The sequence below is a fragment of the Nocardiopsis sp. NPDC050513 genome, assembly GCF_044457925.1.
Taxonomy (GTDB): Bacteria; Actinomycetota; Actinomycetes; order Streptosporangiales; family Streptosporangiaceae; genus Nocardiopsis.
This window is the reverse complement of the sequence record NZ_JBITHK010000018.1, coordinates 43594-65506: the sequence shown is the minus strand read 5'-3', so window position 1 is coordinate 65506 and position 21913 is coordinate 43594. Positions and strand designations below refer to the sequence as shown.

The 21913-nt window shown below is 72.6% G+C and carries 20 protein-coding genes; 15 read left to right on the top strand and 5 right to left on the bottom strand.

Features of this window, described 5'->3' with window-relative positions; genetic code table 11:
- Window positions 1-96 precede the first annotated feature (96 nt).
- The 9 genes from ACIBFB_RS25005 to ACIBFB_RS24965 all read left to right on the top strand — a co-directional run bounded on the left by ACIBFB_RS25005 (window position 97) and on the right by ACIBFB_RS24965 (window position 8324).
- Window positions 97-996, top strand: coding sequence for a dihydroorotate dehydrogenase electron transfer subunit (locus tag ACIBFB_RS25005; RefSeq protein ID WP_397234178.1), 900 nt, complete (start codon window positions 97-99; stop codon window positions 994-996).
- A gap of 26 nt (window positions 997-1022) precedes the next feature.
- Complete coding sequence (locus ACIBFB_RS25000; RefSeq protein ID WP_397234176.1) at window positions 1023-1964, top strand: dihydroorotate dehydrogenase; 942 nt, start codon at window positions 1023-1025, stop codon at window positions 1962-1964.
- Between the two features lie 316 nt (window positions 1965-2280).
- Complete coding sequence (gene pyrF / locus ACIBFB_RS24995; protein ID WP_397234174.1) at window positions 2281-2994, top strand: orotidine-5'-phosphate decarboxylase; 714 nt, start codon at window positions 2281-2283, stop codon at window positions 2992-2994.
- Between the two features lie 375 nt (window positions 2995-3369).
- The gene (gene mihF / locus ACIBFB_RS24990) at window positions 3370-3693 is read left to right on the top strand and encodes an integration host factor, actinobacterial type (RefSeq protein WP_075924976.1); all 324 of its coding nucleotides are present in this window, start codon (window positions 3370-3372) and stop codon (window positions 3691-3693) included.
- Between the two features lie 240 nt (window positions 3694-3933).
- Window positions 3934-4524 carry a guanylate kinase gene (gene gmk / locus ACIBFB_RS24985; RefSeq protein WP_397234171.1) on the top strand — a complete coding sequence of 197 codons (591 nt, stop codon included), beginning with the start codon at window positions 3934-3936 and terminating at the stop codon, window positions 4522-4524.
- 78 nt (window positions 4525-4602) lie between these two features.
- Window positions 4603-4869 (top strand): DNA-directed RNA polymerase subunit omega, encoded by a 267-nt coding sequence (rpoZ, locus tag ACIBFB_RS24980; protein WP_268643286.1) that lies wholly within the window; start codon window positions 4603-4605, stop codon window positions 4867-4869.
- Window positions 4870-4981: 112 nt separating this feature from the next.
- Complete coding sequence (gene coaBC / locus ACIBFB_RS24975) at window positions 4982-6166, top strand: bifunctional phosphopantothenoylcysteine decarboxylase/phosphopantothenate--cysteine ligase CoaBC (protein WP_397234238.1); 1185 nt, start codon at window positions 4982-4984, stop codon at window positions 6164-6166.
- A 189-nt stretch (window positions 6167-6355) separates the two neighbouring features.
- The gene (gene metK / locus ACIBFB_RS24970) at window positions 6356-7549 is read left to right on the top strand and encodes a methionine adenosyltransferase (RefSeq protein ID WP_397234169.1); all 1194 of its coding nucleotides are present in this window, start codon (window positions 6356-6358) and stop codon (window positions 7547-7549) included.
- Window positions 7550-7643: 94 nt separating this feature from the next.
- Window positions 7644-8324, top strand: a complete 681-nt coding sequence (locus ACIBFB_RS24965; protein WP_397234167.1) for a hypothetical protein — start codon at window positions 7644-7646, stop codon at window positions 8322-8324.
- A gap of 41 nt (window positions 8325-8365) precedes the next feature.
- On the opposite strand, the gene ACIBFB_RS24960 is transcribed toward ACIBFB_RS24965, so the two are convergent.
- The 3 genes from ACIBFB_RS24960 to ACIBFB_RS24950 form a co-directional block, all read right to left on the bottom strand.
- Entirely contained in the window at window positions 8366-9877 is a 1512-nt protein-coding gene (locus ACIBFB_RS24960) for a sensor histidine kinase (protein ID WP_397234165.1), read from the bottom strand.
- Complete coding sequence (locus ACIBFB_RS24955) at window positions 9870-10583, bottom strand: response regulator transcription factor (RefSeq protein ID WP_397234163.1); 714 nt, start codon at window positions 10581-10583, stop codon at window positions 9870-9872. The genes ACIBFB_RS24960 and ACIBFB_RS24955 overlap by 8 nt, the downstream gene beginning before the upstream one ends.
- Window positions 10584-10705: 122 nt before the next feature.
- Window positions 10706-11938, bottom strand: coding sequence for a DUF349 domain-containing protein (locus ACIBFB_RS24950; protein WP_397234161.1), 1233 nt, complete (start codon window positions 11936-11938; stop codon window positions 10706-10708).
- Window positions 11939-12438: 500 nt separating this feature from the next.
- Here ACIBFB_RS24950 and ACIBFB_RS24945 point away from each other — a divergent pair, with 500 nt between their 5' ends.
- Together ACIBFB_RS24945 and aspS are read left to right on the top strand one after the other, a co-directional pair.
- Window positions 12439-13113 (top strand): MBL fold metallo-hydrolase, encoded by a 675-nt coding sequence (locus ACIBFB_RS24945; RefSeq protein WP_397234159.1) that lies wholly within the window; start codon window positions 12439-12441, stop codon window positions 13111-13113.
- Window positions 13114-13309: 196 nt separating this feature from the next.
- A complete protein-coding gene (gene aspS, locus ACIBFB_RS24940; RefSeq protein ID WP_397234157.1) occupies window positions 13310-15073 on the top strand; it encodes an aspartate--tRNA ligase in 1764 nt (587 codons plus the stop codon).
- A gap of 93 nt (window positions 15074-15166) precedes the next feature.
- Here aspS and ACIBFB_RS24935 read toward each other — a convergent pair whose 3' ends face one another.
- A complete protein-coding gene (locus tag ACIBFB_RS24935; protein WP_397234155.1) occupies window positions 15167-15307 on the bottom strand; it encodes a hypothetical protein in 141 nt (46 codons plus the stop codon).
- Window positions 15308-15905: 598 nt separating this feature from the next.
- On the opposite strand from ACIBFB_RS24935, the gene ACIBFB_RS24930 reads away from it, so the two are divergent.
- Both ACIBFB_RS24930 and ACIBFB_RS24925 read left to right on the top strand, forming a co-directional pair.
- Window positions 15906-17921: a SpoIIE family protein phosphatase gene (locus ACIBFB_RS24930; RefSeq protein ID WP_397234153.1), complete on the top strand. Its 2016-nt coding sequence runs from the start codon at window positions 15906-15908 to the stop codon at window positions 17919-17921.
- Window positions 17922-17956: 35 nt separating this feature from the next.
- The gene (locus ACIBFB_RS24925) at window positions 17957-19294 is read left to right on the top strand and encodes a replication-associated recombination protein A (protein ID WP_397234151.1); all 1338 of its coding nucleotides are present in this window, start codon (window positions 17957-17959) and stop codon (window positions 19292-19294) included.
- Here the strand turns inward: ACIBFB_RS24925 and ACIBFB_RS24920 are convergent.
- On the bottom strand, window positions 19284-20864 hold the full coding sequence (locus ACIBFB_RS24920; protein WP_397234149.1) for a protein kinase: 1581 nt from the start codon (window positions 20862-20864) through the stop codon (window positions 19284-19286). The genes ACIBFB_RS24925 and ACIBFB_RS24920 overlap by 11 nt on opposite strands.
- Window positions 20865-21236: 372 nt before the next feature.
- On the opposite strand from ACIBFB_RS24920, the gene ACIBFB_RS24915 reads away from it, so the two are divergent.
- Together ACIBFB_RS24915 and ACIBFB_RS24910 are read left to right on the top strand one after the other, a co-directional pair.
- On the top strand, window positions 21237-21629 hold the full coding sequence (locus ACIBFB_RS24915; RefSeq protein ID WP_397234147.1) for a DUF948 domain-containing protein: 393 nt from the start codon (window positions 21237-21239) through the stop codon (window positions 21627-21629).
- The gene (locus ACIBFB_RS24910) at window positions 21626-21907 is read left to right on the top strand and encodes a hypothetical protein (RefSeq protein WP_397234145.1); all 282 of its coding nucleotides are present in this window, start codon (window positions 21626-21628) and stop codon (window positions 21905-21907) included. Before ACIBFB_RS24915 ends, ACIBFB_RS24910 begins: the two co-directional genes overlap by 4 nt.
- Window positions 21908-21913: the final 6 nt, after the last annotated feature.

Below are 21913 nucleotides of genomic sequence, written 5' to 3'. Positions count from 1 at the left end.
ACCGGACGGCGGGGCCGGACGCAGTAGAGTGCGTTCGCCGCGGGCCGCGAGCCCGCGGCGAACGCACGGCCGAGGCGAGGAAGGCTGGCCCGAACGATGAGCGACAACGGACCGGTGCAGATCAGGTGCCCCGTGCTGAACGTGCGCAGGGTGGACGCCTACTACGCCATCACCGTGGTCGCGCCCGGGATAGCCGAGCGCTTCCGCTCCGGGCAGTTCGTCACCGTGGGCGTGGGCGGGGACCACTCCAGCACCCTGCTGCGCCGCCCCTTCGCCATCCACGACGTCAAGCCCGACTACGGCGGTACCGTCGAGTTCCTGTTCTCCGTGCGGGGGACCGGGACGGCCTGGCTGTCCGAACGGAGATCACGCGACCTGCTGGACGTGGTCGGTCCCCTGGGCCGTCCCTTCCCGCTGCCGCGCGACCCGGTCAACTGCGTGCTCGTCGGCGGCGGGTCGGGCAGCGCCCCGCTGTTCCCGCTCGCCCAGTCCCTGCGCAGGCGCGGCTGCCGCGTCGACTTCGTGCTCGGCGCGGCCTCCGCCGACCGCGTCTTCAGCGCGATCACCGCCCGCCGTGTCGCCGAGACGGCCGTCTTCACCACCGACGACGGCTCCTTCGGCACGCGCGGCCGGGTGACGGACGTGCTCGGCCGGGTCATCGAGGACGCCCGCTCCGACGCGGTGTACGCCTGCGGCCCGATGCCCATGCTGCGCGGGGTCACCGCGGTGGCGGGCGAGCACGGGGTCCCCGTCCAGGTGGCCGTGGAGGAGACCATGGCCTGCGGCACGGGGATCTGCATGACCTGCGTGATCCCCGTCGTCGGCGAGGACGGCGTCACCCGCATGGTGCGCTCCTGCGTGGACGGTCCGGTGTTCCGGGGCGAGCGGGTGCGCTTCGACGACGTCGGCTCGATCCCCTTCGACGCCCTGGGCGCACCGGGCTGGAAGGGCTCCAAGGCGGCCCGCGCGGCCGAGTCCGCGCGCGACATCGCCTGACCCGCACACACCTGGAGGGTGGGACTGTGAACGCGGACCTGACGATCCGACTCGGGGGCGCCGAGCTGCCCAACCCGGTGGTGACCGCCGCCGGGTGCGCCGGGGCGGGCCGCGAGCTGGCCCGGTTCTTCGACATCTCCTCGATCGGCGCGGTGACCACCAAGTCGGTGATGCTGGAGCCGCACGCCGGGCGGCCCGCGCCGCGCATGGCCGAGACCCCCAGCGGGATGCTGAGCACCGTCGGCATGCAGGGGCCGGGGATCGACGTCTTCCTCCAGCGGGACCTGCCCTGGCTGCTGTCGCGCGGCGGACGGGCGATCGTGTCCATCGCCGGGACGGGGACGGCGGAGTTCGGGGAGCTGGCCCGGCGCGTCTCCGAGGCCGCCGGGGTCAGCGCCATCGAGGTCAACCTCTCCTGCCCGAACCCGGCCGACCCGGGCGGGCGGTACTTCGTCGACGACCCGGCGAGCGCCGCGGCGGTGGTCAGCACGGTGCGCGCGCACGCCCGTTCGGACGTGCCCGTCCTGGCCAAGCTCGCGGCCGACGTCCCCGACGTCGTGGAACTGGCCACCGCGTGCGTGGCGGCCAGGGCGGACGGACTGTCGATGATCAACACCGTGCGCGGGATGGCGATCGACACCCGCACCCTGCGGCCCGCGGTGGCGGGCGGTGTGGGCGGGCTGTCCGGTCCGGCGATCCGCCCCCTCGCGGTGGGGTGCGTCTACCGGGTGCACGAGGCCCTGCCGGACGTGCCGATCGTGGGCATGGGCGGGGTCCGCACGGGCGCGGACGTGGTCGAGTTCATGGCCGCCGGGGCGAGCGCCGTGGCGGTGGGCACGACCAACTTCTCCGACCCCTCCGCGTGCGCGCGCGTGCTCCGGCAGTTCACCGAGGAGCTGGAGGCGCGCGGAATCCAGCGGGCCCGCGACCTGGTCGGCGCGGCCCACGGGGCGGGGGTGGGCGCCTGAGACGCGGTCCAGACCGAGCGCGGGGCTCCTGACCGGCCTGAACGGCGCTGAGACGGCGCTGTGCGACCGAACGTACGCATCCGGCATCCCGGACATACATACCGGGGGGCGGCCCGTCCACGGCCGCCTCGGAAGCTGTTACGGGGAAGTGACCTACCGGGGGCGCATGAAGCGCCTCATCCGGGGAATCGCACACCTTGGTGTGTGCACATGACAGTGAACGTGCATCGGCCAGTGCTTTCGTAAGCACATTCGTAAGCACAGGTGCAGGTGCTGACACCGACTGTACGGTGTCGGACGAAGAGGGGAAACCGACATGACCGCGCCCACCGCTCCCGCCCCGATCGCCGTGGCGATCGACGCCGACGACATCGAGACCGCCGCCACCTGGGCGTCCGCGGTCGCTCCGCACGTGAGCACGGTGAAGGTCGGGCTGGAGCTGTACCTGCGGTACGGCCCCGAGGCGGTGAGCGCGGTGCGCGGCGCCAACCCGGTCGGGGTGTTCCTCGACCTGAAGCTGCACGACATCCCGGCGACGGTGGCGGGTGCGGCGCGCAGCGTCGCGGGCCTTCGCCCGTCGATCCTCACGGTGCACGCCAGTGGGGGAGCGGACATGGTCCGGGCGGCGGTGGAGGCCGCGCCGGACACCAGGATCGCCGCCGTGACGGTGCTCACCTCGATGAGCGAGAAGGACCTGGAGCAGGTGGGGCTGCTCGGTCCGGCTCGCGACGCGGTGCGGCGTCTGGCGGCGATGGCGGTGGGCGCCGGGGCCCGGGCCCTGGTCTGCTCGCCGCGGGAGGTGGCCCTGGTGCGTTCCGAGGTGGGCCCCGACATCACCCTGATCACGCCGGGCGTGCGCCCGGCGGGGGCGGACAGGGGTGACCAGTCGCGGGTGGCGACCCCGGAGGAGGCCGTGGCGGCGGGTGCGGACCTGCTGGTCGTCGGCCGCCCGATCACCAGGGCGGCGGACCCCGGCGCCGCCGCGGCAGCCATCGCGGCAGCGGTTCGGCGCGCCGGGGTCCGTGCCTAGCGGAGGCGGGGGGTCGCGACCGGTGGAACGGAGCGGAGGGGAGGTCTGGCCGGGATGTCGCAGTGATCCCATCACGCGCAGTTGTGGATCACGGACGGTCACCAAAAAAGTGTGTCCGAAATCAGGTTCTCAACGCCGAGAGTGACCCGCGTCACCCCTCTGTGACCTGCACTGGTGGCATGCTTCTCGGACTCTTCAACCGGGACTTAGGTCCTGATTTTCGTCTCTGCCCGCAGTGGTGGTGTGACTCTCAGTAGTTCCTTCGATGAAATAGCCGCTGAAAGGCCACTTTGCGTTGCCTAAGGGGGGTCAGACCTACTAACTTGCGCAGGCGTCCGCCCTCTACAAACGAGTAGAAATCCGAGGTGACCCGGCGTGGCCCTTCCTCCCCTCACACCCGAGCAGCGCAGTGCGGCTCTTGAGAAGGCCGCCAAGGCCAGAAAAGAGCGCGCTGAGGTCAAGAACAAGCTCAAGAACGGCGGCATCTCGCTGTCCGAGGTCCTCGCCGACGGGCTCAAGGACGACGTCATCGGCAAGATGAAGGTTTCGGCTCTGCTGGAATCCCTGCCCGGCGTCGGCAAGGTCCGTGCCAAGCAGATCATGGAGCGGCTCAACATCGCTGAGTCCCGCCGCGTCCGTGGCCTGGGCACGAACCAGCGTGCCGCTCTCGAGAGCGAGTTCGGGGACCTGACCAAGTAGGTCGTCCCCCGAGTAACACCGGCCCGTCCGCGTCCCCCACAGTCGCGGCGGAGACCGTTCCTCGCTCACGCGGGAACGGCCGCGTGCCACAGCGGTGGCCGAACCCCCGGTGAGTCTTCGCCCGCGCCGCGGTCGGCGGACGCTCGGCCCCAGGTCGACGCGTCCGCCGCGCCGCGGCGCGGTGGTATAAATGGAGCTTCCCGCGACCGCGGAGACCTCGAAGGGAAGCCCGATCCACCCATGCCAGACGCGCCCGGAGCCCAGTCCAGCCCGCAGGAGAAGCGGCTGACCGTCCTGTCCGGCCCCTCCGGTGTGGGAAAGAGCACGGTGGTGGACGCGATCCGCCGCGACCACCCCGACGTCTGGCTCTCGGTGTCGGTGACCACCCGCGCCCCCCGGCCCGGTGAGCGCGAGGGTGTGCAGTACCGCTTCGTCTCCGACGCGGAGTTCGACCGCCTCGTCGCCGACGACGAACTGCTGGAGTGGGCCGAGTTCGCGGGCAACCGCTACGGCACCCCCCGCACCCCCGTGACCGAGCGCCTGGGCGCCGGGATCCCCGTCCTGCTGGAGATCGAGCTCCAGGGCGCCCGCCAGGTGCGCGCGTCCATGCCCGACTCCCTGCACGTCTTCCTCGCGCCTCCCTCCTGGGAGGAGCTCGTCCGCCGCCTGACCGGCCGCGGCACCGAGTCCGAGGAGGTCGTCCAGCGCAGGCTGGACGCGGCCCGGGTCGAGCTCGCCGCGGAGAAGGAGTTCGACACGACGCTCGTCAACACGGCCGTACGGGACGTATGCGACGAGCTGCTAGCGTTGATCAGAGCGCCCAAGGTGTGATACCGCCGCCCGCGGGCGCCCACCTGTCAATCACGTCACGGCTTTCGACGAGCCGGAGACCGTCCCTGGGGGTAGATAGTGGCTGGTACCGAGCCCGTCGCCGAAGGCATCACCAACCCGCCGATCGACGACCTGCTGGAGTGCGTCGACAGCAAGTACAGCCTGGTGACCATGGCCTCCAAGCGGGCCCGCCAGATCAACGCCTACTACGCCCAGCTCGGCGAGGGCCTGCTGGAGTACGTCGGCCCGCTCGTGGAGACCCACGTGCAGGAGAAGTCCCTGTCCATCGCCCTGCGCGAGGTCAAGTCCGGCCTGCTCACCGCCGAGCCCTACGAGGGCAACTGAGCTGCGCTCCCGCGGCCTCACGGGCGCGGCACGGGGCTCGGGCGCGATGCCCGGGGCGGCACCTGGTAGAACTCGTTCCGTGAGTGAGAGAGAACCCGACCGCGCGCCCCGGGTGGTGCTCGGCGTCGGCGGCGGCATCGCCGCGTACAAGGTCTGCGAGCTGCTCCGACGGCTGACCGAGTCCGGCCACCGGGTCCGGGTCGTGCCCACCGCCGACGCGTTGCGCTTCGTCGGCGAGCCCACCTGGGCCGCCCTGTCCGGCCAGCCCGTCGCGACCGCCGTCTGGGACGGCGTGCACGAGGTGCCCCACGTGCGCATCGGCCAGTCGGCCGACCTCGTGTTCGTGGCCCCCGCCACCGCCAACATCCTGGCCAAGGCCGCCGCCGGTCTGGCGGACGACCTGCTGACCAACACGCTCCTGACCGCCCGGTGCCCGGTCGTGTTCGCCCCGGCGATGCACACCGAGATGTGGGAGCACCCCGCGACCCAGGCCAACGTGGCCACCCTGCGCTCGCGCGGCGCGATCGTGCTCGACCCGGCCGAGGGGCGCCTGACCGGCGCGGACACCGGCAAGGGCCGCCTGCCCGAGCCCGCCGAACTCTTCGACGCGGCCCGCGTGGCCCTGCGCGGGCGAGCCGCCGACCTCGCGGGTCGGCGCGTCGTGATCTCCGCCGGGGGCACGCGTGAGGCGATCGACCCGGTGCGCTTCATCGGCAACCACTCCTCCGGCAAACAGGGGTACGCCCTGGCCCGGACCGCCGCCGCCCGCGGCGCCGAGGTGACGCTCGTCTCGGCCAACGTCGCGCTGCCCGACCCGGCCGGGGTCCGCGTCGTCCGCGTCGGGTCCGCGCTCGACCTCGCCGAGGCCGTGGCCGCCGAGCGGGCCGGGGCGGACGTCGTGGTCATGGCCTCCGCCGTGGCCGACTTCCGTCCCGCCGCCAGTGCGGGGAGCAAGATCAAGAAGTCCGGCGGTCGGCCCGCGCCGATCGAGCTCACCGAGAACCCCGACATCCTCGCCGGGCTGGTCGCCTCCCGCGACGAGGAGGGACTGGCGCAGACCATCGTCGGGTTCGCCGCCGAGACCGACGACGTCCTCGCGCACGGCCGCGCCAAGCTGGAGCGCAAGGGCTGCGACCTGCTCGTGGTCAACCAGGTCGGCGGCGGACGCGCGTTCGGCACCGAGGACAACCAGGCGGTCGTCCTCGGCTCCGACGGCACCGCCGTGGAGGTCCCGTTCGGCCCCAAGGAGGACCTGGCCGACCGCGTGTGGGATCTCGTCGTCGCACGCCTGGCGTAAATCACCACCGCCCGGGACTGGATTCCCACCTCTGAGTACGCCACACTTCCTTCGGGAACCCGTGATCACGCGACCACGGGATTTCCACCCGCACCAGTCCCGTTACAGTGGAGCAACAACAACCTCGCCGGTCGGCCCCCGAGTCGCCGGTCCATGTCAGCCAGCAGCCGCTGCAAGGAGTCAGGCAACGTGTCCCGCCGCCTTTTCACCTCCGAGTCGGTCACCGAAGGCCATCCCGACAAGATGGCCGACCAGATCAGTGACTCGATCCTCGACGCGATGCTCGCCAACGACCCCAGGAGCCGGGTCGCGGTCGAGACGCTGATCACCACCGGTCAGGTCCACATCGCGGGTGAGGTCACCACCCAGACCTACGTCGACATCCCCGCCATCGTGCGCGAGCGGATCCTCCAGATCGGGTACGACTCGTCAGCCAAGGGTTTCGACGGTGACTCCTGCGGGGTCAACGTCTCCATCGACGCCCAGTCCCCCGACATCGCCCAGGGTGTCGACACGGCCTACGAGGCGCGTGTCGAGAACGAGGACGACGACCTCAACCGGCAGGGCGCCGGTGACCAGGGGCTGATGTTCGGCTACGCCAACCGTGAGACCCCCGAGCTCATGCCGCTGCCGATCAAGCTGGCGCACGCCCTCGCGGAGCGCCTCGCCGAAGTCCGCCGCAACGGGACCGTCCCCTACCTCCGTCCGGACGGCAAGACCCAGGTCACCGTCGAGTACGAGGGCCAGACCCCCGTCCGCCTCGACACCGTCGTGGTCTCCAGCCAGCACTCCGCCGACATCAACCTCGACGAGATGCTCGCCCCGGACGTGCGCGAGCACGTCATCGAGCCGGTCGTGGCCTCCTACGGCCTGGACGCCGACGACTACCGGCTGCTGGTCAACCCCACCGGCCGCTTCGAGATCGGCGGCCCGATGGGCGACGCGGGCCTGACCGGCCGCAAGATCATCGTCGACACCTACGGCGGCTACGCCCGCCACGGCGGCGGCGCCTTCTCGGGGAAGGACCCGTCGAAGGTCGACCGCTCCGCCGCCTACGCCACCCGCTGGGTCGCCAAGAACATCGTCGCCGCGGAGCTCGCCGAGCGCGCCGAGGTCCAGGTCGCCTACGCGATCGGCAAGGCGCACCCGGTCGGTGTGTTCATCGAGACCTTCGGCACCGAGAAGGTGGCCCCCGAGCTGATCGAGAAGGCGGTCAAGGAGGTCTTCGACCTGCGGCCCGCCGCGATCGTGCGCGACCTCGACCTGCTGCGCCCGATCTACTCCAAGACGGCCGCCTACGGCCACTTCGGCCGCGAGCTGCCCCAGTTCACCTGGGAGCAGACCGACCGCGCCGCCGCGCTCCGGTCGGCCGTCGGCGCCTAGAGTCACGAAGACGGGCCCCCTCCGACCTGGAACTATCACACATTGCCACATATGATGTGCGCACAGTGATTATGGTCGTCGGAGGGGGTCCGTCATGTCCGCGTTCACGGCGCTGTCCGCCGGAGGACTGGCCGCCCTGCTCATGGCCCCCGTCCCGGGCGCCGACACCCTCCACGTCGTCCTGGAGTCCTCCGTCGCGGAGTCCCCCCTGCGCCAGGGGGGTCACGTCGACTTCACCATCCGGGTCCGCAACGCGGGCGGCGAGAGCCTCCCGGAGGCCCAGGTGGTGCAGTTCCTCCCCGCGGGCATGTCGGTCCGGCCCACCTCTCCAGGAGCCGTCGCCGAGGGCGGCCGGATCGTCTGGACGGGCGCGCTGGAACCCGGTGAACGCGCGGTCCTGCACGCCGTCGGCGAGGTCACGGGCGCCCTCGGCGGAGCGCGTGCGGTCACCACCGTGTGCGTGCGGCCCGATCCCGACGCCACGCTGGCCTCGTGCGCGTCGTCGGCCCAGAGCGTCCGCGGCCCCGTGCTCGCCCCGTGGGCCATCGGCGGCGCGAGCCTGCTGGTGCTGCTGGCCACGGGGGCGGTCGCGCTGTACCGGCGGTCGCGGCGGACCGCCTCCGCGGCGGAGGCGCGGACGGGAGCGGAGGCGGAGGGGCCGGAGCCGGCGCCCGGGCCGGAGGGACCGGAGCCGACGGCGGGGGAGGAACGGGGAACCGCGCCGGACGAGGAGCCCGCGCCCGCGAACGTCTACCACCTGGACTCACGCCGCTGAGGTCCGAACGGGCGAGCGCGGGGAGCCGGGGGACGTCCCGGCTAACCCAACGGCAGCAACATCCGGAAGAGCGTGCCGTCGCCGGGCTCGCCGACCACCTCCAGGGCCCCGTCGTGCGCGGTCACGATCGCGGCCGAGATCGACAGGCCGAGCCCGCTGCCGCCCGCCTGGCGTGAACGCCCCTGGTCCGCACGGAAGAACCGGTCGAACAGCCGCTCCCGGTCCGCGCGGCGGATCCCGGGCCCCTCGTCGCGCACGCACACCGCGACCACCCCGCGCACGTCCGCCGGAAGCGCGCCCACGCGGACCGCCTCCGGTGACGGGGTGAGGTCCCCGGCCGCGTCCTCACGCACCTGCATCCAGACCCGCACCGGCGTCCCCGGCGGCGTGTGCGTCTGGGCGTTGCCGATGAGGTTGTCCAGCACCTGCCGCAACCGCGACCGGTCCCCGACCACCCGCACCCCGGGCACGTCCCCCAACGACAGGCGGTCCCCGCCCTCCCCCTCCCGGGCAAGCGCCGCCGCCACGCTCTCCCGCACGAGGCCGGCCAGATCGACGTCGTCGGCGGCCACCTCCGGGTGTTCGTCGTGACGGGCCAGCAGCAGCAGACCGTCCACCAGCGACCCCATCCGCTCCGCCTCGGACTCCACGCGCCGCATCCAGTCGTCCACCACCGGATCGGCCGCGATCCGACCGCGTTCCCTGCCCAGGCGGAACAGCTCCGCGAACCCGCTGATCGACGCCAGCGGGGTGCGCAGCTCGTGCGAGGCGTCGGCGACGAACCGCCGCATCCGCTCCGCGGTGGCCTCCCTCTCCCGGAGCGCCTCCGACAGACGCGCCAGCATCGTGTTGAGCGCGGCGCCCAGACGCGCGGTCTCCGAGGCCCCGCCGCGTCCGCGGTCCTCCGGGACACGCGCCTCGAAGTCCCCGCCCGCGATGGCGTCGGCCGCCCGCTGCATCCGGTCGAGCGGGCGCAGCTGGACGCGCACCGTCGCGACCGTTCCCGCCGCCAGCACCAGCAACACGGCGGCACCCGCTCCGAACTGCACCCACGCGAGCAGCGCCAGGGTCGTGTCCACCCCGTCCAGGGACTGCGCCACCAGCACGACCGTCCCGTCCGGCGCCTGCCTGACCACCGCCCGCCAGTCAGACCCGCCCTCCGTGTCCGGAAGCTCGACGACGGACCCCTCCGCCGCGCGCAGCGCCTCCGCGTCCAGCCCCGACACGTCCGGACCCGAAGGGTCCTCGTCGGTCTGGCCCACGCTCCACAGCACGTTCCCACCGGAGTCGAACCGCAGCTCCCGCAGGTCGGAGGGGAGGCCGGGCGGCTCGGCGGGCCGCCCGGCCGGCGGGGACTCCCGGTCCGCGACGGCCGGCGCCACCATCCGGTCCAGCCGGTCGTCCACCTCCGCCACCAGGGACCCGCGGAGCAGCACGGAACCGGCGACCCCGAACACCGCCATCGCGAGCGTGGTCAGGACCAGGACCGACAGCACGAGCCGCCCCCGCAGGGTCGCGGGCGCCAGTCGGCGGATCCGCCACCGCTCAGCCATGGTCGCGGCTCCGCCGCAGGCTGTACCCGACGCCCCAGACCGTGTGGATCAGCGGCGGCCCGGCCACGTCCACCTTGCGGCGCAGGTAGCTGATGTAGGTCTCCACCACGCGGCTGTCGTCGCCCTCCTGGCCCCACACCGTCCGCAGGATCTGCGGCCTGGTCAGCACGCGTCCGGCGTTGGCCATCAGGTACCTGAGCAGAGCGAACTCGGTGGGGGACAGGCGGATCGTCCGACCGGCGCGCCGCGCCTCGTAGGCGTCCTCGTCCAGCTCCAGGTCCTCGTACCGCAGGACGGGGCCCTCCTCGGCGTGTTCGGCAGGGCGCACGCGCCGCAGGATCGCGCGGATCCGCAGGACCACCTCCTCCACGCTGAACGGCTTGGTCACGTAGTCGTCCGCGCCGGCCCGCAGACCCGCGACCCGGTCGGTGACCGAGTCCCGCGCGGTCAGGAACAGCACGGGCAGATCCGGGTGCTCCGACCGCAGGTCGGCGGCGAGCGAGAAACCGTCCGCGTCGGGCAGCATGACGTCCACGACCGCCAGCGCGGGACCGTGCCTCCGCGCGCTCGCCAGCGCGCCCGCCGCGTCCCCCGCCCGGACCGCGGTGAAGCCGTCCAGTTCCAGCGAGGCGGCAAGGAGCTCTCGGATGTTGGGTTCGTCGTCCACGACCAGGATGGTCGGCGACGGCGCGGTGGGGTCGGACATGTGGACCTCGGAGCGTGTCGGCGGGCACGGGCCCAGCCACCGGACCCGGAGTCCCCCCATTCTCGCCAATGCCGACGGGCCGCACTCCCACCAGGGAGCACGGCCCGTCGCGGGGGTCGGGGCTAGCTCAGCTCGCTGAGCGCCTTCTCCGCCTCGGCCAGCCAGGCACGGCGCGCCTGCAGCGCGTCCTCGTGCTCCTTGATCCGCCGGGCGTCGCCGCGCTCGCGCGCCTTCTCCAGCTTCGCCTCCAGGTCGCTGATCGCGGACGCCAACTGCCCGACCGTGGCCTGGGCGCGGGCCCGGGCCTCCGGGTTCGTGCGCTCCCACTCGGCGTCCTCGGCGCGCCGGACGCCGTCCTCGATCTGCCGGAAGGCGCCCTCCAGCTGGTCGCGCACGTCGCGCGGCAGCTCACCGGCCTCCTCCCAGGCCTCCTGGAAGTCGCGCAGGCGCGCGCGGGCGCGGCGCGGGTCGGAGATCTGGGCGATCTCGTCCTTGGCCTCCGCCAGGATCCGCTCCTTGGCCTCGGCGTTGACCCGCAGTTCGGCGTCGCGTTCGGCGAAGACCGCGTTGCGCGCGTCGAAGAACTGGTCCTGCGCCGCCTTGAAGCGCGCCCACAAGCGGTCCTCGCTGGCACGGTCGGCGCGCCCGCTGCTCTTCCACTGCTGCATCAGGTCGCGGTAGGCGCGGGCCGTGGCCCCCCAGTCGTCCGAGCTCGCGAGCGACTCGGCCTCGGCGACGATGCGCTCCTTGACCGCGCGCACCTCCTCACGCTGCTGGTCGAGGCTGGCGAAGTAGGCCTTGCGGCGCTTGGAGAAGGAGTTGCGCGCCGCGGACATGCGCTTCCACAGCGCCTGCTCGGTCGGGCGGTCGGCGCGCGGGGCCTTCTTCCACTCCTCGATGAGCTGGAGCATCCGCTCGCCGCCGGACTTCCAGTGCGTGGTCTCCACCGCGACCCGCTCGGCCTCGGCGACGATCCGCTCCTTGATCTCGCGGGCGTGGCCGCGCGCCTGCTCCTGGGCGTGCTTCTGCTCGACCTTGCGCTCCTCGGCGCGCCCGGAGAGGGCGTCGAGACGCCGCGCCAGGGAGTCGAGGTCCCCGACCGCGTGCGCCTCCTTCACCTGGGTGCGCAGCTTGTCGATGCTGGACATCGCCGAGGCGGCGGACAGGTCGGTGCTGCGCAGCCGCTTCTCCAGCAGCTCCACCTGGGTGACCAGGGCGTCGTACTTCTGGCGGAAGAAGGCCAGGGCCTCCTCCGGGGCCCCCGCCTGCCACGATCCGACGACCCGCTCGCCTTCACTCGTGCGCACGTAGACCGTGCCGTCGTCGTCTACGCGGCCCCAAGGGTCCGTGGTCACCGTGTCCTCCTGCTGTCATGAGCCCGGCCGTAGGCGGGTTCGGGTCGTCGCGGCGTACCGCACCGGATTGTGATGGGAACCACCGTGCCCAGCACGATATCCATCAGTTGGGGCGGCATCGACGCGCCGTGATTCACTCTTGCGCGGATCCGTCGTGTCCGCGGCGGCGCCCTCGTGTGTCTGGCCGGGCCGGGGACCCGCCGTGGAGAGGCGCTGGTCGGCGGACGCGGCGCACACGGCACCGGTGACCAATATGGCATTACCACGCGGTTTGGCAAAGAGGCCGGGCGCGTGCGGTGATCGAATGGTGATCAAAGCCGCGCACCCCCTCCGATGCCGGTTCGCCGCCCCTCGGACGCGTCGGTAGGCTCTGTACGTAGGGTACGTCCGCCGGCCCCGCCGGGACGGACCCGCAACGGGGTCGCGACGGAGCTTCGGCGGGCCCCGCGCCCCTCTCCCCCCGCCGCCGGACGCATCCCGACCGAGGACAGGACCACGCCGTGCTCATCGCCGCCCTCGCCACCGGGCCCCTCGCCGCGAACTGCTACCTGCTCGCTCCGGCCCCGGGAGGCGACTGCGTCGTCGTCGATCCGGGTCAGGACGCCACCGGGCAGGTGGACAAGGCCCTCGCCGAGCACGGCCTGAACCCGACCGCGGTCCTGCTCACGCACGGCCACTTCGACCATGTGTGGTCGGCGGCGGAGCTGGCCGACCGCGCGGGGCTCCCGGTCCACCTGCACGCGGCCGACCGCCGTCTGCTCACCGACCCCGGCGCCGGGGTCGACCCCGGTTTCGCCGCACATCTGTCGGTGCTGCTCGGCCCGGGCCCCTTCCGCGAACCGGAGCGCCTCGTCGAGGTCGGGGGCGGCGACACCCTGACCCTGGCCGGGCTGGAGTTCGCCGTCGAGCACACCCCGGGGCACACGCCGGGGTCGGTGGTCTACCACCTGGCCGCGGGGGACGGCCACCCGCCGGTCATGCTCGCGGGCGACCTGGTCTTCGCCGGGTCCATCGGCCGCACCGACTTCCCGGGCGGGGATCCCGCGGCCATGGACTCCAGCCTCGCCGCGGCCGTCCTGTCGCGCGGCGACGACACCCAGATCCTGCCCGGCCACGGACCCGCCACCACCGTCGGGCGCGAGCGGGCCGCCAACCCGTACCTGCGCGCCCTCTGACCGGACGCCGACCGGCCCCGGTCGGCGTCGCCCCGCGCGCACAGAGGGTCACCGGGCTCCGGAGGCCGGGCGGCCGGGTCGCGGTCGTGGCGGTAGGATTCCAGAAGTCAAGGGGCATGCCGTCCCTCCGGCCGGACCCGCTACCGGGATCCCCGGCATTCTCGCCCAGCCGTGTAGTTAGTGGACTTGGTAACTCATGCATCGTTACAGGACTCATTCGTGTGGTCAGCTCCGGAAGGAGCACGTCGGGCAGCAGGTGCGCCTTTCGGGCTGGGTGCACAACCGCCGTGATCTCGGTGGTCTGCTCTTCGTCGACCTGCGCGACCACTACGGCGTCACACAGCTCATGGCGCGTCCCGAGTCCCCGGTGTTCGAGCAGCTCAGCCGCATCCCCAAGGAGTCGGTGATCCAGGTCACCGGGCACGTCTCCGCCCGCAGCGACGAGAACGTCAACCCCGGACTGCCCACGGGCGAGATCGAGATCGAGGCCACGGAGATGGAGGTCCTGGGCACCACCGAGGAGCTTCCCCTCACCGTCTTCCCGGAGGACAACACCTCCGAGGAGCGCCGTCTCACCTACCGCTTCCTCGACCTGCGGCGCGAGCGGATGCACCGCAACATCATGCTCCGGTCCCAGGTGATCGCGTCGATCCGCCAGAAGATGACGAACCTGGGCTTCAACGAGTTCCAGACCCCCATCCTGACCAGCTCCAGCCCCGAGGGCGCCCGTGACTTCCTGGTGCCCTCCAGGCTCCACCCGGGGCGGTTCTTCGCCCTTCCCCAGGCGCCGCAGCAGTTCAAGCAGCTCCTGATGGTCTCCGGGTTCGACCGCTACTTCCAGATCGCGCCCTGCTTCCGTGACGAGGACAGCCGCGCGGACCGCTCGCCCGGCGAGTTCTACCAGCTCGACGTGGAGATGAGCTTCGTCGAGCAGGAGGACGTCTTCGAGGTCATCGAGAAGGTGATGACCGACGTCTTCCGGGAGTTCTCCGACGGCTGGGAGATCACCTCGCCCTACCCCCGCATCGCCTTCCGGGACGCTCTGGAGTGGTACGGGACCGACAAGCCCGACCTGCGCGTGCCGATGCGGATGCTCGACGTCACGGCACTGTTCGACAAGACCGACTTCCGTGCCTTCGAGGGCAAGAAGGTGCGCGCTCTCGCGGTGCCGGGGGTGGGCGACAAGCCCCGGAAGTTCTTCGACGGCATCGGCGACTTCGCGGTGGAGCAGGGCGCCAAGGGGCTGGCCTGGCTCAAGGTCGGCCCGGAGGGCGAACTCACCGGTCCCATCGCCAAGTTCGTCACCGGGATCAGCGGCGAGCTCCTGTCGGCCCTGGGCGCCGGTCCCGGCCACGGCCTGTTCTTCTGCGCGAGCGAGGACGAGGCGGAGATCAACCGCATCATGGCGCCGGTGCGTGTCGAGGCGGGCAGGCGCGCGGACCTCTTCGAGGAGAAGGCCTACCGCTTCTGCTGGATCGTCGACTTCCCGATGTTCGAGATCAACGAGCAGGGCGACGTCGCGTTCAGCCACAACCCCTTCTCCATGCCGCAGGGCGGGATGGAGGCACTGGAGACCCAGGACCCCCTGGACATCCTCGCGTGGCAGTACGACATCGTCTGCAACGGGGTCGAGCTGTCCTCCGGGGCGATCCGGAACCACTCGCCCGAGATCATGTACAGGGCCTTCGACATCGCCGGGTACGACAAGGAGGCGGTCGAGGCCGAGTTCGGCGGCATGCTCAGGGCCCTGAAGTTCGGCGCCCCGCCGCACGGCGGCATCGCGCCCGGCGTGGACCGGATCGTCATGCTCCTCGCGGACGAGCCCAACATCCGCGAGACCATCGCCTTCCCCCTGAACCAGAACGCGCAGGACCTGATGATGGGCGCGCCTTCGGCGGTCTCCGACCAGCAGCTGCACGAAGTGCACATCCGCACGGCCCTCCCCCCGGCGGGGAAGTAGCCGGGGCGACGGGGGAACCGAGGGGGCGGTGCGCGACGTGCGCACCGCCCCCTCGTGCGGCGGGACCGACGAACGTCGCGCGGTGGTGCGCCGTCAGCGCTTCATCGCTCCGCAGCGCTGGCAGCAGATGTCCTCGTCGTCCGGGTTGCTGTGGCTGCACAGTCGACAGGTCCAGTTCCAGGTGGTGCCGTGGACGGCCAGGTCCACCACGGCGGCCTCGCGTACCAGGTACATGAATGCGTCCTTGGGGCTTCGGCGAGTTTTCGAACCTGACATGTGGGGTGCCCGGATTCCTGGGACTTTGAACCTGCCGCATTCGGTCACTTGGCGGTATTCGGGGATTATGGGCCGTGACCCGCGCACGGGAATTGTGGCCGGACTCGGTCGCGGACGACTTCCGATCCCCGCCACGGATGCGGATAGGCCCGTCATCCCCTACGGTTGGGGGCGAATCACCCTTTCCGAACCACGGTTCGCCCGTGCCAGGGAGTGAACACGGGCAGCGGCGGGTTCACCGCTTTCGTGGTCGGATCGGTGGCCGAGTGCATTGTGCGCCAATGAGTCACACGAGCGTAACGATTTGCGCCCTGAGGTCGGTCAAAGTCCCACCTCACGGGGGGTCGGCCGCCCGCCCCGTCCCAAGCCCCTCTCCGCGGCCCGTGTCGCCCCAGGTCACACGGGTGGAGATGGCGCCGCCCGGCGGGCACGGCCGCGGTCTCCCCACCCGAGGCGGCCGGTCCCCGACACTAGAATGGCCCGAATCGGAACGTTCCGGGGGTACCGCGTCCGGGCGCGGGTGTGACGTCCGAGACGACATGAGGATGAGTCATACGTGAACGGAAAACGCGCCTCAGGCGACGGCTCCGAGAACGCGCTCGCGGGGGCGTTCTCCCACGCCCCCGAGCCCATGGTGCTGACCCGGGACGACGGCGCGATCCTGCACGCCAACCTGGCCTTCGCCGCGCTGGTCGGCCTCGACGGCGAGGGGCTGGCCGGGCGCGCCTGGTACGACCTCCTCGACGGTGACGACGCCGCCCGGGGCGCCCGGATCCACGGCGAGGTCGCGGGCGGACACCGCGCGGAACGCACCCACCTGCGCCTGGGGCCCGCGACCGCCCGCCCCGGTGTCGTCGAGGCGGAGCTGCGCCCCGTCCCCGGACCCAACGGGGACCGGCCCGGCGCCCGGGTTGTCGTGCTTCTGCACGTGCTGTCCGCCAACGAGGCGGATCTGCGGGTGGTGGGCGAGCTGCGCACGGACAGCTCCGACTCCGTGCTCTGGAGCCTGGACCTGAGCACCGGGCGCCTGCGCGAACTGTTCGGCCCCACGCCCCTGGGCGACCTCCTCGCGGGAGGGGAACGCCAGCTCGAGACCATTCTGGAGCGCGTGCATCCCGACGACATCGCCCGCGTGCGCGACGCGATGTCGGCCGCCTTCACCGGCCGCGACTACGAACAGCGCTTCCGCGTCTTCGACCGGCTCGGCGACGAACGCTCCCTGCACGTACGGGCGCGCTTCGTCCCCGGCCAGCCCGACCGGCTCGTCGGCATCGTCGACGACGTCACCGAGCACGTGCAGCTGGTCCGCCGCCTGGCCGACCGCCGCCGCACCGAGGCCGAGCACGGTCGCCTGGTCACCGAGCTGTCCTCCAAACTCGTGTCGGCCACCACCGTCGACGACGTCATGGACCTGCTCAGCGAGGAGTTCCTGCCGATCTTCGGCGGCATGAACGCCGCCGCCCTCTACGTCCAGGACGGCCTGCTGCGCACCTCGCCCAGCGCGCGCTCGCGCGGCGGCAACATCGAGCAGCTCGACGGCCGCCGGGCCGACGACACCGACTTCCCCATGGGCGCCGTGATCCAGGACCGGCAGCCCCGCTTCTTCGAGAGCCGCGCCGAGATCATCAGCCGCTTCCCCGCCGCCGTGGGCCTGATGCGCAACGTGAGCGGACAGGCCTGGGCGACCGTCCCGATCTTCGGCGACGGCAAGATCGCCCTCGGCGTGTGGCAGATGACCTGGGACCGCCCCCACCACGCCAGCCGCGACGAGCGCGCCCTCATGCTCACCTTCGCCGGTCTCGCCGGACAGGCGCTCCAGCGGATCAAGGCCCAACAGGCCGAACTCGAACTCGCCGACGCCGTCCAGCGCCGCATGCTGCCCCGCCAGGTCCCCAGCTTCCCCGACATGGCCATCGCCACCAAGTACCTCCCCTCCCGCGCCGACTGGCGGATCTGCGGCGACTTCTACGACGTCATCGAACTCCCCGACAACCGCGTCGGACTGCTCGTCGGCGACGTGCAGGGCCACGGCGTCGAGGCGGCCGCCGCGATGGGGCAGATCCGCGTGGCCTTCCGCGCCTACGCCACCAACCAGTCCGACCCCGGCGTGGTCCTCGGCGAGACCAACCGGCTGCTCACCGAGACCGGCGAGATCGTCTTCGCCACCTGCGGCTACCTGGTCCTGGACCGGGAGACCGGCGTCATGCAGGCCGCCTGGGCCGGACAGCCGCCCGTCGTCCTGGCCTCCAAGGGCAGCTACGAGCTCTGGGAACCCGAGACCGGCCCTCCGCTGGGCGTCCTGCCGGACACCGAGTACGCCGTCACCACGCGCTCCCTCCCGCCCGGCGGCACCCTGCTGCTGTGCTCGGACGGGCTCGTGGAGAGCTCGGACCTGCCCATGGCGGACGGACTCGCCCTCGTGGGAGAGGCTCTGGCCGAGCACGGTGAGGACCCCGAGGCGGCAGCGCACCTCCTGGCCGAGATGGCGCCCGCCGGCCGGGGGGACGACATCGCCCTGCTCATCACGCGCATGACCGACGACGAGGACGCCGAGGGCGAGCCCGGGGACTGACCGGCGCCCCGTCGCGGGTGCCCTACCCTGGGTGGGTGTCCGAAACACTGTTCGACGACGCCGGAGCCGAGGCCGCCAAGGGGCAGGAACCGCTCGCCGTGCGCATGCGCCCGCGCACCCTGGACGAGGTCGTGGGCCAGCGCCACCTGCTCGGTGAGGGCAGCCCGCTGCGCCGCCTCGTCGAGGACGACGCCCCCATGTCCGTCTTCCTGTGGGGACCGCCGGGCACCGGCAAGACCACCCTGGCCACCGTGGTCAGCCACGTCACCGAGCGCCGCTTCGTGGAGCTGTCCGCGGTCAACGCCGGGGTCAGGGACGTCCGCGCGGTCGTCGACGAGGCGCGGCGGCGCCTGGGCATGCACGGCACGCGGACGCTGCTCTTCGTCGACGAGGTGCACCGCTTCAACAAGACCCAGCAGGACGCCCTCCTGCCCGCGGTCGAGAACCGCTGGGTCAGCTTCATCGGCGCCACCACGGAGAACCCCTTCTTCTCCGTGGTCAGCCCCCTGCTCTCCCGCTCTCTGCTCCTGTCCCTGGAGTCCCTGGACGACGCCGACGTGCGCGCCCTGCTCGACCGGGCGCTGACCGACGCGCGCGGGCTGGACGGCCGCTACGCGCTCGCCGACGACGCCGTCGAACACCTCGTCCGCCTCGCCGGGGGCGACGGACGCCGCTCCCTGACTTACCTGGAGGCCGCGGCCCTCGTCGCCGGAGCCCCGGGGCCCGAGCCCGTCACCGTCACCGCCGCCCACGTCGAACGCGCCGTGGACCGGCACGCCGTCCGCTACGACCGCTCCGGCGACCAGCACTACGACGTCGTCAGCGCGTTCATCAAGAGCATGCGCGGCAGCGACCCCGACGCGGCCCTGCACTACCTCGCCCGCATGATCGAGGCGGGGGAGGACCCCCGGTTCATCGCCCGCCGCCTCGTCGTGCACGCCAGCGAGGACGTGGGCATGGCCGACCCCACCGCCCTCCAGACCGCGGTGGCCGCCGCCCAGGCCGTCGACCTGGTCGGTCTGCCCGAGGCGCGCATCAACCTCGCCCAGGCGGTCATCCACATCAGCCTCGCGCCCAAGTCGAACGCGGTGATCACCGCCATCGGCGAGGCGATCGCGGACGTGCGGGCGGGCCACGCGGGACCGGTCCCCGCCCACCTGCGCGACGGCCACTACAAGGGCGCGGCGGAGCTGGGCCACGGCGAGGGCTACCGGTACGCGCACGACTACCCGGGCGGGGTCGCGCCCCAGCGGCACGCGCCCGACGGGCTGACCGACCGCGAGTACTACCGGCCCACCGGGCACGGCGCCGAACGCCGCTTCGGCGAGGTCCTGCGGCGGATCAAGGACGTCCTGCGCGGCGTCAGTCCGTGAACAGCTCGGTGACCGCCACGATCTCCCGGGGGCCGTCCTCCTCGGAGGACCCCTCCGCGAAGGTGACCTCCACGACCATCACCGGGCCCCACGACAGGTAGTCGATGAAGTCGGAGCCCGTCAGCTCCCACGTGCCGCGCCCGTCCGCGTCGATGAACAGGTGGTCCGGGGCGGCGCAGAACTTCGCGCACAGCACCGCGGCGTCCTCCCGGATGACCGCCTCCCGCGGCTCGCCGGCCTCGTCCCACTGCTCGGCCCACTCGTCGTGGGTCGGCACGCCCTGCCCGCGCACGGGGTCGCCCTCGCGGTCGACGGGGGTGAACACCCACGGCCCGTCCACCGGGTCCTCCTGCTCGGCGGGGTCGAACCGGACCACCATGGTCAGCGGTTCCTCCTCCTCGCCGGGCTCCGGCGAGACCTCCTCGGTCACCTCCGAGACCAGGGCGTCCTCCTCCTCGTCCTGACCGAAGAACCCGGAGAGGAACCACCCGCCGCCGCCGATCAGTCCGAGCGCGAGCGCGGCGGTCCCGGCCATGACCAGGGCCCTGCGCGGCCGGTGGCGCGCCAGACGGCCCTCCAACCGCACCACCTCGGGCACCCGCGCCGGGGGTTCGACGCCCTCCCACTCGTGTTCCAGCAGGCGCAGGAGCTCCGCGCGTCCCGGGGCGGCGGCCGCGCCCTCCTCCGACGCGTCCTCCGCCTCCTCACGGACCGCGCACTCGGCCGCCCACACGGCGAGGACCTCCTCGACCGCCTCGGCCACGGCGGGCCGGCGGACCGGGTCCGGGTCCAGCGCCCGGGACACGATCGGGCGCAGGCCCGCGTGCAGGCCGCCGAGGTCGAACGCCCCGCGCGCGACCCGTTCGACGATCTCCTCCGGCTCGCCCGAGCCGAACGGCAGGCGTCCCGTTCCGGCGAACGCGACCAGGGCGCCCCAGGCGAACACGTCCGCCGCCGGGGTCGCGGCGCCGCCCCGCGCGCGCTCCGGTCCCGTCCAACTGGCCGCGGTGGCGCGCAGGCGCTCCGCGGAGGCCACCACGGCGCACTCCATCACGTGCGGTCCGTGCGGTCCGACCACCACGTCGCTGGGGCGCAGCGACCCGTGGGCGACACCGCGCGCGTGCAGGGCGGCCAGCGCCTCGGCCAGGCCGACGGCCAGGGCGACCACCTTCCCGCTGGCGAGCCCGCCCCGCGTCGAGACGTAGTGCGACAGGCGCGGCCCGGCGACGTAGGGCAGGGCCGCCCACGGCGGGTTGGCGTCGGAGTCGAAGGTCAGGGGAGTGGTCACGCGCGGCGAGTCGACACCGGCCAGCGCGCGCAGGCGACGTGCGAGCGCGGGGTAGGCCTCGGGCGGATCGAGTTCCGGGCAGACCAGCGTCTTCACCGCGAGCAGACGGTCCCCGGGCGAGGGCGCGCGCACGTCCACGGCCGCGTAGACCGTGCCGGTGGCGCCGTGGCCGAGGCGGCCCAGCACCAGGTAGGGGCCGATCCGCTCGGGGTCGGCGGGGTACAGGGGAGACAGGTCCGCGGGTACCAGTACGGAGATCTCTCGGGGAGGACGAGCGCTCATCAAGGGTCCTGTCGGTGCGTCCCGGGCGGTGTGGCGGAGTGTCGGGACTTCATGGGGAAGATCCCACTCAGTACGGATTCTTCCGGAATGCTGCCCGGCCGTCGATCCCTCGCACCGCTCACCAGCGCATTGGTGATGGACCCGTGACCGTTTCCTCCCGTGGCTCGCCGAGGTGCGCCCGGTCGAACGGTGTCCGGACGCGATAGGGTCAGCCGAAACCGGCGCGCCCCGACCCACCCCGGAGCCGCCCGGCACGGCTTCGGCGGCCCGACCCGGCGCAGTCGACGGCACGCGGGAGCCTCCCTCGACGCCCGTGCGCGAGGGGCCGTTCACACACCCTCGATCCATCCTCGATCTGCTCACGGAGCCCGCATGCTTACCGGAGGAGAGGTCGCCGCGCTCGTCGCCGCGGTGGTCTGGGCGGTGCTGGCCACGTTCATGTGCGTGGCGCTCGTCAAACTCATCAAGCTCATCAACGCGGCCACGGCGGTGGTCTCGGACCTCGGGGAACGGACCCCGCCCCTGCTGGAGGACGTCGCCTCCACGGTGGAACGCACCAACACCTCGCTGGAACGGGTCGAGGAGATCACCGCCAACGTGCAGGCCACCTCCGAGGACGTGTCCACGGTGACCGCGCTGACCCGCGCGGTGCTCACCGGCCCGCTCGTGCGCGTGGCGTCGATCACCTACGCGGTGCGCCGGGTCGCGGGCCAGCGCCGGGCCCTGGCGGTCGTGCGTTCGCGCAGGCGGAAGGAGAGCCGGTGATCGGCAGGCTGTTCTACCTCGCGGCCGGGGCCGCCCTGGGCGGGTACGTCGTCCACCGGGTCAACCGGGCGCGCCGCGCGCTCACCCCCGGCGGCCTCGCCGAACGGGTCGAGGGCCGGGTCTCCGAGTACAAGGGGGCCCTGCGCGAGCTCAATGAGGACCTGGCCGAGGAGGTGCGCGCCCAGGAGAGCGAACTCCTCGCGCGGTACGCGCCGAGGCGCGGCAGGGCGGCGCTGACCGCGCCGCGGGACGTCCCGGAGCGCCTCACCGGCCGGTGACGCGCT